We start from the raw sequence: 13,726 nt of genomic DNA on the forward strand, positions 1-13,726 counted from the left end.
CCGCCATAACCGCTGCCCTGGCCACCACCACTAGAGCCACCACCGTAACCGCCGCCCTGATTGTAGCCATCGTCACCGCCATAGCCGCCACCCTGGCCGCCACCGCCCTGCCCGCCGCCTTCGTTGCGGCCGTCGAGCATCTGCAACTCGCCACGGAAACGCTGCAGCACGACTTCGGTGCTGTATTTCTCCTGACCCGACTGGTCGGTCCATTTGCGTGTCTGCAACTGGCCCTCGACATAGACCTTCGAGCCCTTGCGAAGATACTGTTCGGCGACCTTCGCCAGGTTCTCGTTGAAGATCACCACCCGGTGCCACTCGGTTTTCTCCTTGCGCTCACCGCTATTGCGGTCGCGCCAGGATTCCGAGGTTGCGATGGAGAGGTTCACCACCTTGTTGCCGTCCTGCATGCTCCGGATGTCCGGATCGCGTCCGAGATTGCCGACAAGAATGACCTTATTGACGCTGCCTGCCATGGTTCTATTTCCACTCTGCGAATTTGTTTGCCGGACTGTCCCATATCCGGGACAGCTAATCCAGTCGGGATCGATTGCTGCCGGCTTCTCTCCGGAATTGCTGCACCTGCAAAATGCGGGTGGTCAAGTCCGGTCGCGCGCCTTATAAATGTTTCTGTTTCGTTCTTAGTCCGGATTCCGCCAATGTCAGCCTCTTCCGAACCGAAAGATATCCGTGTCCAGGGCGCGCGCGAGCACAACCTGAAGAGCGTGGACGTCTCCATCCCGCGGAACAGCCTGACGGTACTGACCGGGCTCAGCGGCTCCGGCAAATCGTCCCTAGCCTTCGATACGATCTACGCGGAGGGGCAACGCCGTTATGTGGAGAGCCTGTCGGCCTATGCGCGGCAGTTCCTGGAACTGATGCAGAAACCGGACGTGGATCTCATCGAGGGCCTGTCACCGGCAATCTCCATCGAGCAGAAGACAACGTCCCGGAACCCGCGCTCCACGGTCGGCACGGTGACGGAGATATACGATTACCTGCGGCTGCTCTACGCGCGGATCGGTATCCCCTACTCGCCCGCGACCGGTCTGCCGATCGAGAGCCAGACTGTCAGCCAGATGGTCGACCTGATCCTGGAGATGGAGGAAGGCACCCGGCTCTATCTGCTGGCGCCGATCGTGCGCGGCCGAAAGGGCGAGTATCGCAAGGAGATGGCGGAGCTGCGCAAGCAGGGCTTCCAGCGCCTCAAGGTCGATGGCGAACTCTATGAAATCGATGATGTTCCCGCGCTGAACAAGAAGCTGAAGCACGATATTGAAGTGGTGGTGGACCGGCTTGTCGTCCGGGAGGGAATCGCCACCCGGCTCGCCGATTCCGTCGAGACCGCGCTGGAACTGTCGGATGGCCTGCTGATCGCAGAGGATGCGACCAGTGGTGAGCGCAAGACCTTCTCGGCAAAGTTCGCCTGCCCGGTTTCCGGCTTCACCATCGATGAGATCGAGCCGCGGCTGTTTTCCTTCAACAATCCGTTCGGCGCCTGCCCGACTTGCGACGGCCTCGGCAACAGCATGTACTTCGATCCGGACATGATTGTGCCGGATGGCAGCAAGAGTCTGCGCAAGGGCGCCATCGCTCCCTGGGCCGGCTCTTCCTCAAAATATTACATGCAGTCACTGGAAAGCCTGGCGAAACACCTGAACGTCTCTCTCGACACCGCGTTCGAGGATCTGCCGGAGGTGGCGCAGCGTGCCCTGCTCTACGGTACCGGCAGCGAGCGTGTGGTGATGACCTTCGACGACGGCTTGCGGAGCTACCAGACCAACAAACCGTTCGAAGGGCTGGTGCCGAATATGGAGCGGCGCTTCCGGGAGACCGATTCCGCCTGGAGCCGCGAGGAGCTTTCCAAATACCAGTCGGTGGCGCCGTGTGAGGTCTGCCATGGCCAGCGCCTGAAGCCGGAAGCGCTGGCGGTGAAGATCGAAGGCCGCAATATCAGCGAACTGACGGAACTGTCGATCTCCGAAGCGGTGAAATGGTTCACCGGGCTGAGCGAAAGCCTGACAGGCAAGCAGGCGGAAATTGCCGAGCGCATTCTGAAAGAAATCAACGAACGTCTTGGTTTTCTTAACAATGTCGGGCTCGACTATCTCACCATGTCGCGGGCGTCCGGCACCTTGTCCGGCGGCGAAAGCCAGCGTATCCGGCTCGCCTCCCAGATCGGCTCCGGCCTGACCGGTGTGCTTTATGTGCTGGATGAGCCCTCCATCGGCCTGCACCAGAGGGATAATGACCGGCTGCTGACCACTCTCGTCCGGCTGCGCAACCTCGGGAACACAGTCCTTGTGGTCGAGCATGACGAGGATGCGATCCGGGCCGCCGACTATGTGGTCGATATGGGCCCCGGCGCCGGGGTGCATGGCGGCACAGTGGTCGCCGCCGGCACGCCGGAAGAAGTCATGCGGGCACCGCAGAGTCTGACAGGACAGTATCTCACCGGACTCCGCCAGGTGCCGATCCCGGCGGAGCGGCGCAAGGCAGTCAAAAAGCGCCATATCCGGCTGACCGGTGCAACGGCAAACAATCTGGACGATGTCACCGTCTCAATCCCGCTCGGCACCATGACCTGCATCACCGGGGTTTCTGGCGGAGGCAAGTCTTCGCTGATTATCGAGACGCTATGGAAAGCCATAGCCAAAAAACTGCATGGCGCCCGCGAACACCCGGGACCCTATGATTCAATTACCGGGCTCGAGTTCATCGACAAGGTGGTGGATATCGACCAGTCGCCCATCGGCCGCACGCCGCGTTCGAACCCGGCGACCTATACCGGTGCCTTCACGCCGATCCGGGACTGGTTTGCCGGCCTGCCGGAAGCCAAGACCCGTGGCTACAAAGCCGGCCGTTTTTCCTTCAACGTGAAGGGTGGTCGCTGCGAGGCCTGCCAGGGCGACGGCGTCATAAAGATCGAGATGCATTTCCTGCCCGATGTCTATGTTCAGTGCGATGTCTGCAAGGGCAAGCGCTACAACCGGGAAACGCTGGAGATCACCTACAAGGAAAAATCCATCGCCGACGTGCTCGCGCTCACGGTCGAGGAAGGCGTGGAATTCTTCATGGCGGTGCCGTCCATTCGCGACAAGCTGGTGACGCTGGAACAGGTCGGGCTCGGATATGTCCAGATCGGTCAGGCGGCGACGACCCTTTCGGGCGGCGAGGCCCAGCGGGTGAAACTGTCCAAGGAACTATCCCGGCGGGCGACAGGCAAGACGCTCTACATCCTCGACGAGCCGACGACCGGGCTGCATTTCGAGGATATCCGCAAGCTTATGGAAGTGCTCCATACGCTCGTGGATCAAGGCAATACGGTGATTGTGATCGAGCATAATCTCGAGGTCATCAAGACCGCCGATTGGATCGTCGATCTCGGTCCTGAAGGCGGTTCCGGCGGCGGCAGGATCATCGCCGAAGGCACGCCCGAGGCTGTTGCCGAGACGGCTGGCAGCTATACAGGCAAGTATCTTGCGCCTTATCTGGCCGCTTCCGGAGCGAAGAAGTCGGCCTGAACCAGCGACCTATAGGGAGCGTGTCCAGTCCGCGGCCCAGTCGCCAAGCGGCTCCAGATGCTGGAATAGTGCGGTGCCAGCACCTGTCAGGACATATCCACTCTCTGCTTTCTCAACGAGCCCGGCAGTTCGCAATTCTTTCAGGCGCGTATTGAGCACGGTCGGCGAGACCGTGTCACAGCGGCTCTGCAATTCTCGGAACGTCAATGCCTCCGCGCTTAGGTTCCATAGAATACCCAATGCCCAGCGGCGTCCAAGCAAGTCGAACAGGACCATGATCGGCTGACCTGTGCGCGATCCGCGTACAGGTTCTCCGGGGCGTGGGATTTTTGTCAGATTTTCTCTTGTCATGTCGCTATTAAAAACGTAGCAATATCGCTATCTTTTTTGTAGCGCATTTTACTGCGCCCCGCCACCCCTGATACCGGAGGCCGCGATGCATTTGATTTTTCTTTGGATAATCCTGGCCCTGTTCTGGAGTGGTTCCTATACGGCAGTGAAAATAGGCCTGGATGGTTTCGGGCCATTCACCATGGTCGCCGCACGCCTGCTGATCGGTGCGGGATTGCTCTATCTCATCCTGCGCTTGAGATCGGGACACTTGCCACTCAACGGGCGTGCACTGCTCGCCTATACCGTTCCGGCGGTCTTCGGAAATCTGGTCCCGTTTCTTCTCATCGGATTCGGAGAGATCCACGTAGATAGCGGGCTGGCAGCCTTGCTGATGGGAATTGCACCAGTAGCAACGGTTTTCCTCGCCCCGCTCTTGATCCCAGACGAGCATCTAACACCGCGCTCCCTTTTCGGGGTTGGTTTTGGCATCGGGGGCCTGCTGGTGCTGGTCGGAGCGACTGCGCTTTCCGGCCTCGGGCAACATGTCACGGGGCAATTGGCAATCCTCGGCGCGGCACTATGTTACGCGGGGACCACACTCTATGTCCGCCGCTGGATCGCCCTGCCTCCCTTGCAAATGGCGACCGGCTCCCTTGTCGTCGGCGCAATTCCGGCAACGGTCGGGGCATTTATGCTCGAACAACCCTTCAGCGCCGTGAGCGCATACATGGCTCCCATCCTGGCCATCCTCTATCTCGGCGTCTGTTCGACAGCCATTGCGACCCTAATCTATTTTTATCTGGTGCCGCATCTCGGGGCCGGACGGATGCAGCAGATCAATTTCATGGTCCCTGCCGTGGGAACCTTGTTCGGGGTTGCCTTGCTGGGTGAGCCGCTGGAGGCGAAGAGCCTTGTCGCTCTCTCCCTAATCACCGTTGCGGTCTATCTGGTGACATCGGCCCGCCGTCACATTCCAACCGTCACCCCAAACATCCAGGAGACTTCATAAATGCTGCTCGGCGCGCTTGCGGCAACCAGTGCTTCTTTTGGCTGGGCAACGGGAATGATGCTCGCTCACGCACCGGCCCGGCGATTGGGTGCATTCGAATTCACCCGCATACAATTGCTGTCCTCCGGTTTCACGATGGGGCTCATCGCAGCCCTTCTCGGATATTGGCCAAGCGTCACTTGGGCAGAGTGGCCTGCCTTCCTCGTGAGTATTCTGTTTGGAGTGGTTCTGGGGAATCTGGCGATGATTGAATGCCTGCGCCGTTGCGGCCCGCAGGAGACCGAACTGGTCATCTCCCTGAAAGCGCCGCTTGTCGCGCTTATGGCATTTATCTGGCTCGGCGAAACACTCGCGCTACCCGACATGGCAGGCGGTGTCGTCGTGCTTTTGGGGATCGGCCTGGCTGTAACATCTGGACACAACCAAACGGGAAAGAAGCCCGGGCGGTATATCGGTGCTGCTCTGTTCTTCGGAGGAATAGCCGCAACCTTGCAAGGATTGGGATTTCTGGCATTGAAGCCAGCCATGCTGGCCGGCAGTGAGCCTGTCGCACTCGCTGCGATGAGGTTGCTCGGCGCTGCACTCCTTGTATCGCTCGCAGGCCTCTGGTCGGATGCTGTCGCCACGAAAGGCACAATACTGACCCCTGCTCTGCTTATTCGCACCATTATCCCCGGACTGCTCGGCTACGGGCTATCCACTCCGTTGCTGCTATATGCCTTCGCTCAAACAGACGCCGGGATGGCCGCAGTTCTCGGATCGCTTGCGCCAGTTCTCATAATACCGATTGCCTGGATAACCGAGGGCCGCCGGCCATCGCCTCGGGCTTTTCTTGGCGCGCTGCTTTCTGTATTGGGCTGCGCAATAATAGTTCTCTGGTAACGGTCGCGTGGCTCAGGCGATCTTGAAGACCGGTCCGAAAGCACTGAGCGCCGGAGCCACTCCGGGCCCGTCTACATAATCATAATGAACTTTGCGTGCCGTGGTTGCCGTATCGAGGTCAGGGGCTTCAAATATGAACGTCCGTTTCTGGCCGCCATTATTTTTCACGACGAAATTGCTCAGCTCCTCAACCAGGGACGGTGTGATCCCTTCGGTATCTCCAGTGCTGCAACCGGTCCCGATCAGGCCTGCCCCCTGCAATTGCTCCGCACGGGCGAATGTCCGGGAGAAGGCTCCAACAAACCCGGCGCAAAATGGTGAGATGTAGGCGAAAGTATTGTGCAGCACCGTCTGAGGGACGTCATCGTCCAGCCCCTTGATCAAAAGCATGAGTCGGCGCTCAGCCCACTCAGGGAGCAGCTTGAGTTCGGAAAGGACTGCTTCCCGGAATTGCTTGCTGGTCAATGAGCTCATGTGCAGAGGCAACAACAGCAATGGTTTTGCTCTGGGCATGTCCTTCATCATGGCCTGAGCCAGTTGAAGCGCGGCTACATCCATGGCGCATTCAAGCGCACCTGTTTCACTTCCTGCCTCCGGCATCGTGCCGTCCGGTATCGACAGCTCAGCGCGATACATTGAAACCAGGCGCTTGCGAATATTGGTGACCGGCCAATAGACCAGTTTGATCGTTTCCCGGGCCTGCTCGAATGCCTCGGTCTCTTCCGCCTGCTTTTCTTGTCGCGCTTCTTCCACTGTCTCGGTCAATGCTTTGACGTCCGCGAGCTTTTCCGGCTCGTCGCGAGGGATCTCGAAGACCATGGATTTGACTGTGACGCCGTGGAACCCGCTATCCGCACTGCTACCATGCAGGCGCCTGTTCACCTCCTTGGCGATTTGCTGTGCCTTCTTGTTGGCAGTTTCCTTGTCGCATTGGCCGAACAACACGATGAACTGCTCCGCGTTGGCGAGCACATAGACATCATTCGGCGTTATGACCTGCTTGATGATGGTCTCTGTCAGCAGATGGACCTTGCCGCGAACCTTGCCCCAGTTAGGGCCGAATTTTTCCTTCAGGCTCTCGAGGCCGAGCATCTCGACATTGCCCGCCATCAGAGCATCTGCCGCCATCGCGTTCGTGCGGCAAAAATCGATCATGGAGGATTTGAAACCGTCCTTGTCGGCCGGGTCCAATTTCTGGCGATCGAAACTCTCGAAATAGCCTGTGTTGCTCATCTGATCTTTGGCCGGTTTTCCGCAAGTCGCTAAGGCTTTGCATCGTATGGGCAATATGATGCAGAAAAGTAATAAAAACAGGGTTAACGCAGGTGCATCTCTGCTGTGCCGCGTTGATGTTGGCGCTTTTAAGGTCTATCTGTCTGCCGATTGCCACCTGCAGCCAGAATATTGGAAGTTCCATGGATAACATGCGCCCGGTTCACGTCATCGGCGGCGGTCTTGCCGGATCCGAATCGGCCTGGCAACTGGCCGAGGCCGGCGTTCCGGTTGTGCTGCATGAAATGCGCCCGGATCGCTCGACCGATGCGCACCAGACCGACGGGCTCGCCGAGCTCGTCTGCTCCAATTCCTTTCGCTCGGACGATGCGGAAGGCAACGCCGTGGGCGTTCTGCATGAGGAGATGCGCCGGGTCGGCTCCGTGATCATGACCGCGGCTGACGCTCACAAAGTACCTGCAGGATCCGCTCTCGCGGTCGACCGGGACCATTTCTCGGCAGCCGTAGAAGAGGCCCTTACCGGGCATCCGATGATTACGGTCGAGCGCGGCGAGATCGACGGTCTCCCGCCGGAGGACTGGGATTCCGTGATCGTCGCGACCGGGCCTCTCACCTCACCTGCGCTTTCGGATGCGGTGGCGAAACTGACCGGCCAGGAGTCTCTGGCCTTTTTCGATGCGATTGCCCCGATCGTGCACAAGGAAAGCATCGATTTCGACAAAGCCTGGTTCCAGTCCCGCTACGACAAGGTCGGCCCCGGCGGAGACGGCAAGGATTACATCAACTGCCCGATGGACGAGGCGCAGTACGAAGCCTTCATTCAAGCCTTGCTCGACGCGGAAAAAATGGAATTCCGCGAGTGGGAGAAAGACACGCCCTACTTCGAAGGCTGCATGCCCATCGAGGTGATGGCGGAGCGCGGATCCGAGACCCTGCGCTTTGGCCCGATGAAGCCGGTTGGCCTGACCGATCCGCGAACAGGGACAAGGGCGCATGCCGTGGTCCAGCTGCGTCAGGACAATGCCTTGGGTACGCTCTACAACATGGTCGGTTTCCAGACCAAAATGCGCTATGGCCCGCAAACTGAGGTCTTCCGAAGCATTCCGGGGCTGGAAAAGGCCGAGTTTGCACGCCTTGGCGGCATTCACCGCAATACCTTCATCAATTCGCCGCTGTTGCTGGACGGCACCTTGCGCATGAAGGCCATGCCGCGCCTTCGTTTCGCCGGTCAAATCACCGGCGTGGAAGGTTATATCGAAAGCGCGGCTATCGGCATGCTGGCCGGCCGTTTCGCCGCCGCCGAGCGCCTGAACGGCGAGCTGTCTCTGCCGCCGCAGACCACGGCGCTGGGTGCCCTGCTCGCGCACATTACCGGCGATGCCGATGTTGAGACCTTCCAGCCGATGAACGTGAATTTCGGTCTGTTCCCGCCAATTGGGCCGGAAATTACCCCCAACGGGAAAAAGCGGAAGCTGAAAGGTCGTGACCGCAAAGCCGCGATGGCCGGGCGCGCCCTGCGCGATATCGACGAATGGCTAGCGGGAAACAAGGTTGCCGCGGCGGAATAACTCAATAGCGCCGGATCAGCCGGGCCAGCCAGAAACGCCAGATATCCAGCGGGTTCTGGTCCGCGAATTCCGGTCTGAACGGATCGTAGTCCAGTTTGGCCAACAGCCGGGTTCGGGCGCGGGCCTGGCTGGCGGGAAGCAGCAAGGGCGCAAGGTGCGGGCGCTTACCTGTTTGCGATAATCCCTGCTCAATCAGGGTTTCCGCGCGCTCCGAAAGCGCCTTCATGGCCTTGCGCGCACCCTCGTCCGCCTTCAGCTCCGCAAAATTGCGGCTCTCGCCGCCATGCTCTTCAAGAACGGCACGCGGCAGAAACGGCCGCCGGACAGATTCATCAAAAGCCGCCGCGCGGAGTTTCCCGACCAAGGCATGACCGACCGCAATATCGGCAAGAGCATTTAGCTCCCGAGGCTCGACGGGGGCGAGTATGCCCGCCAGTAGAGCGACCAAGGGGGACGTTGTTGCCCGGAGATAGGCCTCCGTTTCCGCCAGATCCTCCATCGGGCGGTCTTCGAGATCCCGCTCCCGTGCATTGATCAGGCCGTCGAATGGCGCACGCGGCAACCCGTATGCCGCAATGCAGGCAGCCAGTGGCTCAATCACCTCGTGCTGGCGCGGTGTGCCGACATAGATCCCCTCGATACTGTCGCGCCACCATTGCAGCCTGATCGCGCCGATCATGGTCTCGCTTACGCTCTCACGGGTCTTCGCTACCTCGTGATTGAAGGCGTAAAGAGTGAAGACAGCCTCACGATGCCGCGCCGGTGCAAAGAGCGCGAACCGGAAACGGTCCGGATCGTGCCGCCGAACGAGAGCCGCCGGCGCGGAAAGTTGAGAAGATCGAGAGGTCATGACTCGCTTTGCGAGGGCAACAATTTCTTGCGAAGAGCCTGTTCCAAGGCCGGAGCATCGGCCATCCCCGCGAAATAGTCCGCTGAAAACCGGTCGAAAAGAGACTCGTATATACCGATCAGTCCGGACAGTGCCAATTGCTCACGCGGACCGATGAGCGGCTTCAAGGACTGCAAAACGCCCCGCCCTGCCTGAAGGTGCGAGGACGCACGCTGACGAAGATCCGCAGCCAGAGAGCCGACACCCGGGTTGCGGGATCGGATTGCGGCCGTGAGATCTGTCTTTTGCAATCCCGCCTGCCGGATCAGGGAATCGGGTACGGTGACCAGTCGCTCCGATCGTTCCGCATCTTTCGCCAAATCGCGCAGGATATGAACCAGATAACAGAAGATGCCGAGGTCGGCGGCGTAGTGCACCGGCAGTTCAGGCAGCTCCCACGAAAACCCTGTTGCGCCGGGTTTCGCGCCGAGCAAATAAATGAATATCGTCGCCGGAGCCACGGTCGCGCCCGCTGCGTAGGCGAGGAAATCCTCCCAATCCGGCATCGGTTGCTCACGCACATCACGCCGCATGGCGTCGGCGAGACCGGTCCAGGGTGTCTCACCAAGGTCGGAACAATGCGCCGTCGTCCGCAGGGCGCGATAAACCTGCGCCGGAAGAGGCCCCTCTTCCATCTCGCCGAGACATTGGCCCTGCCATTTGTCGATGTCAGCCAGCATGGCGTTGCGCTCTTGAGTGCGGACCTCGGCCGGGCGGCAGAGAAAGTCATCGTCGACCGTATCGTCGATCAGGCGCATGGCGGCATAGGTTGCGAAGAAGAAGTTCTGCCTCGTGCCCGGAAGCAAACGCGCGGCATGCAGAAGATTCGCATTCGCGCGTCCGGCGATCTCGCGGCAGAACGCGAAATCTTCCTCTGTTGCGTGGTTCGATTTGCTGGAATCAGTCAACGGGCAGCAGCGCGGCGGCGACGCGGCGCCCTTCGGCAAGCAGCACATTGTAAGTCCGGCAAGCGGCACCGGTATCCATGATATCCACAACCGGTCCCTTATCCCGAACGGCCGCGCGGATGGAAGGCAGGATGAACTCGGTGCGTGCGCCAGTGCCCAACAACAGGATTTCGGGGACCGTCTCCCGGTCCGTGACCGACGAGAATGTGGCGGCCGTCAGGTCCTCAAGACCAGCATGTTGCCAGACCAGCGTTTCATCCGGGAAGACAAAGACCGCGCTCTCATAGCGGACGCCCGTGATCCGGAACCCCCCGTCGCCATAGGCCTCGATAAGCTGAAGGCCTTCCGGGATCAGGGGCGTTACATCCATTGGATCAGTCCTTTTTGTCGGCAGCTCCCTGCCGCTCGTATTCCGGCATCTGGACCGGGGAGTCCGCGTCGTCATCCTCATCACCACGGCGCGGCTGCATGTAGAGCAGCAGCGGCACGGCAATGAAGATCGAGGAATAAGTCCCGATAAATACACCCCAGATCATGGCCAGGGCGAAGTCCGCCAGTACCGCTCCGCCAAAGAAGTAGATCGCCAGCAATGCAAGCAACGTGGTGATCGACGTCATGGTCGTGCGCGACAGGGTTTCGTTGATCGAGAGATTGAACAGATCCGCGAACGACATCTTCTTGTACTTGCGGAAGTTCTCCCGAACCCGGTCAAACACGACCACGGTATCGTTGATGGAGTACCCCGCGATGGTCAGGATGGCCGCGACGGTCGGCAGGTTGAATTCATGCCCGTTGAGAGCGAACAACCCGAGGGTCGATAACACGTCGTGGCTGAGCGCAATCAGGGCGCAGACACCGAACTGCCACTCGAACCGGAACCAGATATAGATCAGGATGGCCGAGAGAGCGCAGATAACAGCGATCAGTCCGGCTTCCTTCAACTCCTCACCCACGGTAGGCCCGACAAACTCGGTCCGGCGGTATTCGACGCCCTCACCCAGTGTCTGTTTGACCTTTTCGACCGCGGTAAGCTGTTCCGCTTCGGATCCGTCCTGTCGCTGGATACGGATCAGGACATCATCTTCGGCCCCGAATTCCTGGATGCTGACATCGCCGAGTTCGAGGCTACCGAGCGAATTCCGGAGAGACTGAATGTCGGCCGGACCATCGGTCTTAACCTCCATCAGGATGCCGCCACGGAAGTCGATGCCGAAATTCAGGCCGTTGACGAGCAGGCCGCCAAGGCTGACCAGCATCAGCACAACGGAGAAGGCAAAGGCCTTATAGCGGTTGGCAACGAACGGCAGCTTGGTGCCGTGGGGAACGATGCGAAGTGGTCTGAACATCTGTCTATTCCCTCAGATCGGCAGTTCGCTCGGCCGGCTGCGCCGCATCCAGAGCACGATGAAAAGGCGGCTGACCAGCGTTGCCGTAAAGAGCGACGTCAGAATGCCGATGCCCAGTGTTACCGCGAATCCCTTCACCGGACCTGACCCCATGAAGTAGAGGAACAGTGCCGCGAACAGGGTCGTCAGGTTGGCGTCGAAAATTGTCCGGAAAGCGCGCTGGTAGCCCGCCTCGATGGAAGCCATCGGCGTTCGGCCGTTACGGACTTCCTCGCGAATACGCTCGAAAATCAGGACGTTCGCATCCACTGCCATGCCGACCGTCAGGACAATACCCGCGATACCCGGAAGGGTCAGGGTTGCCTGCAGGCTGGAGAGTACGGCAACGATGAGAGCCATATTGAAGAACAGGGCGACATTCGCCAGCAAGCCGAAGAATCCGTAGGCGACGATCATGAAGACAATCACCAGCAGCATACCGATGACACTGGCAAACTTGCCGGCGGCGATGGAATCGGCACCAAGCCCCGGTCCGACAGTCCGCTCTTCAAGCACCTGCAGCGGCGCTGGAAGTGCACCGGCACGCAGCAGCAACGAGAGATCCTGGACTTCCTGAACGGTGAAGCTGCCGGAAATGATGCCCGAGCCGCCGAGGATAGCGGTCTGGATCACCGGCGCGCTGATGACCTTGCCGTCGAGCACGATTGCAAAGGGACGTCCGACATTTTCGCTGGTTGCCTTGCCGAAACGGCGTCCGCCAACCGTATCGAAGCGGAAGCTGACGACAGGCTGTCCATCCTGGAAGCTCGGCTGGGCATCGACGAGGTTCTCGCCACTGACCATGACCCGCCGCTTCACGACGTAATTCTGCGGCGCACCGGGACGCTCGTCCGCGGCCGGGAGCAGTTGCGAGCCCGGAGGCACCCGGCCCTGCAACGCGTCCTGAACCGAAGCGGTCGCATCGACCATCCGGAAAGTGAGTTTCGCCGTCTGGCCAAGCAGTGCCTTGATTCGTTCCGGATCGTCAACGCCCGGCAGCTGTAGCAGAATACGGTCGTCACCCTGCCGCTGGATCGTCGGCTCGCGCACACCGGTCTCATCGATGCGTCGGCGAACAATCTCGATCGACTGGGCGATCGCCCGGGCCTTGAGATCGCGCAACGCGACCTCAGTCAGCGTGATGCGGATGGTGTTTCCGGCACCGGTCTCAGTGTCCGTCTCCGGATCGATCCTGCGAACGGTATTCCGGGCTTTTTCGAGATCCTCGGGATTGCGGACGGTGAAATGGACCGCGTCTCTCGCCACGCCAAGGCCGCGATAGCCGATCCGCTCCTGACGCAGATTGCGCCGGGTCTGATCGACGATGGCTTCCAGCCGCTCGGCGACGACGACGTCGACATCGACTTCGAGAAGAAGATGGGACCCGCCCTGCAAATCAAGACCGAGATTGATCTTCTTTCCAGGAAGCCAGGAGGGAAGATCCTGGGTCAGATCGCGCTCGATCGCGTTCGGCAGTGCGTACAGCACACCCAGAGCGCAGACCAGCGCTACGAGAGCGGTTTTCCAAGGCTGAAATTGGAGCATCTTTAGGTGCCTCTAGCCATAACGGGCATCGCCAAAACGGACATCGGATATGTCTGCGGCGCCCGTGAGGGCGCCGCAAGGACTCTTACTTTTTGTCGGTCGATTCCGCCGCCGCGGGTTCGGTCTTGGCCCGAACGTCGGAGAGCATGCTGCGGGCCACACGGACCTTCACGCCTTCGGCGATTTCCACAAGGATCTCGTCTTTATCTTCGATGACCTTGGTAACGGTGCCAATCAGGCCGCCATTGGTAACAACGACGTCGTTCCGGCGGACCTTGGAGAGCATTTCCTTATGCTCTTTGACCCGCTTCTGCTGCGGGCGGATCAGCAGGAAATAAAAGACGACGAAAATCAGAACCAACGGCAGGAACGCCATCACGTCGAAGCCGCCGCCGATGCCGCCAGCCGCTTGGGCGTAGGCCGGTGAAATGAACATCAAGTTCTCCCAAT

The 13,726-nt window shown here is 59.9% G+C and carries 13 protein-coding genes; 4 read left to right on the top strand and 9 right to left on the bottom strand.

Annotation, left to right across the window (positions count from 1 at the left end; translation table 11 throughout):
- Positions 1-476, bottom strand: a 476-nt coding sequence (gene ssb / locus IG629_RS04615) for a single-stranded DNA-binding protein (RefSeq protein WP_193170814.1), incomplete at its 3' end; no start/stop codon positions are given.
- Between the two features lie 183 nt (positions 477-659).
- On the opposite strand from ssb, the gene uvrA reads away from it, so the two are divergent.
- Positions 660-3,524, top strand: coding sequence for an excinuclease ABC subunit UvrA (uvrA, locus tag IG629_RS04620; protein ID WP_193170815.1), 2,865 nt, complete (start codon positions 660-662; stop codon positions 3,522-3,524).
- A 9-nt stretch (positions 3,525-3,533) separates the two neighbouring features.
- On the opposite strand, the gene IG629_RS04625 is transcribed toward uvrA, so the two are convergent.
- The gene (locus IG629_RS04625) at positions 3,534-3,800 is read right to left on the bottom strand and encodes a winged helix-turn-helix transcriptional regulator (protein ID WP_226886457.1); all 267 of its coding nucleotides are present in this window, start codon (positions 3,798-3,800) and stop codon (positions 3,534-3,536) included.
- Positions 3,801-3,960: 160 nt separating this feature from the next.
- Between IG629_RS04625 and IG629_RS04630 the strand changes: the two genes are divergently transcribed.
- Positions 3,961-4,866: a DMT family transporter gene (locus IG629_RS04630; protein WP_193170817.1), complete on the top strand. Its 906-nt coding sequence runs from the start codon at positions 3,961-3,963 to the stop codon at positions 4,864-4,866.
- Positions 4,867-5,748, top strand: coding sequence for a DMT family transporter (locus IG629_RS04635; RefSeq protein WP_193170818.1), 882 nt, complete (start codon positions 4,867-4,869; stop codon positions 5,746-5,748). It abuts the gene before it with no gap.
- Positions 5,749-5,760: 12 nt separating this feature from the next.
- On the opposite strand, the gene IG629_RS04640 is transcribed toward IG629_RS04635, so the two are convergent.
- Positions 5,761-6,981 carry a hypothetical protein gene (locus tag IG629_RS04640; protein WP_193170819.1) on the bottom strand — a complete coding sequence of 407 codons (1,221 nt, stop codon included), beginning with the start codon at positions 6,979-6,981 and terminating at the stop codon, positions 5,761-5,763.
- Between the two features lie 182 nt (positions 6,982-7,163).
- Between IG629_RS04640 and trmFO the strand changes: the two genes are divergently transcribed.
- Positions 7,164-8,549: a methylenetetrahydrofolate--tRNA-(uracil(54)-C(5))-methyltransferase (FADH(2)-oxidizing) TrmFO gene (gene trmFO / locus IG629_RS04645; RefSeq protein ID WP_193170820.1), complete on the top strand. Its 1,386-nt coding sequence runs from the start codon at positions 7,164-7,166 to the stop codon at positions 8,547-8,549.
- Between the two features lies 1 nt (position 8,550).
- On the opposite strand, the gene IG629_RS04650 is transcribed toward trmFO, so the two are convergent.
- From IG629_RS04650 to yajC, 6 genes are all read right to left on the bottom strand, one after another.
- Positions 8,551-9,399 carry a phytoene/squalene synthase family protein gene (locus tag IG629_RS04650; protein ID WP_193170821.1) on the bottom strand — a complete coding sequence of 283 codons (849 nt, stop codon included), beginning with the start codon at positions 9,397-9,399 and terminating at the stop codon, positions 8,551-8,553.
- A complete protein-coding gene (locus IG629_RS04655; protein ID WP_193170822.1) occupies positions 9,396-10,346 on the bottom strand; it encodes a phytoene/squalene synthase family protein in 951 nt (316 codons plus the stop codon). The genes IG629_RS04650 and IG629_RS04655 overlap by 4 nt, the downstream gene beginning before the upstream one ends.
- Positions 10,339-10,716: an Mth938-like domain-containing protein gene (locus IG629_RS04660; RefSeq protein WP_193170823.1), complete on the bottom strand. Its 378-nt coding sequence runs from the start codon at positions 10,714-10,716 to the stop codon at positions 10,339-10,341. The genes IG629_RS04655 and IG629_RS04660 overlap by 8 nt, the downstream gene beginning before the upstream one ends.
- Positions 10,717-10,720: 4 nt before the next feature.
- Positions 10,721-11,692: a protein translocase subunit SecF gene (secF, locus tag IG629_RS04665; protein ID WP_193170824.1), complete on the bottom strand. Its 972-nt coding sequence runs from the start codon at positions 11,690-11,692 to the stop codon at positions 10,721-10,723.
- Between the two features lie 12 nt (positions 11,693-11,704).
- On the bottom strand, positions 11,705-13,276 hold the full coding sequence (gene secD, locus IG629_RS04670; RefSeq protein ID WP_193170825.1) for a protein translocase subunit SecD: 1,572 nt from the start codon (positions 13,274-13,276) through the stop codon (positions 11,705-11,707).
- An 85-nt stretch (positions 13,277-13,361) separates the two neighbouring features.
- The gene (gene yajC / locus IG629_RS04675) at positions 13,362-13,712 is read right to left on the bottom strand and encodes a preprotein translocase subunit YajC (protein ID WP_193170826.1); all 351 of its coding nucleotides are present in this window, start codon (positions 13,710-13,712) and stop codon (positions 13,362-13,364) included.
- Between the last annotated feature and the right edge of the window lie 14 nt (positions 13,713-13,726).

Source organism: Nisaea nitritireducens, assembly GCF_014904795.1.
GTDB lineage: Bacteria > Pseudomonadota > Alphaproteobacteria > Thalassobaculales > Thalassobaculaceae > Nisaea > Nisaea nitritireducens.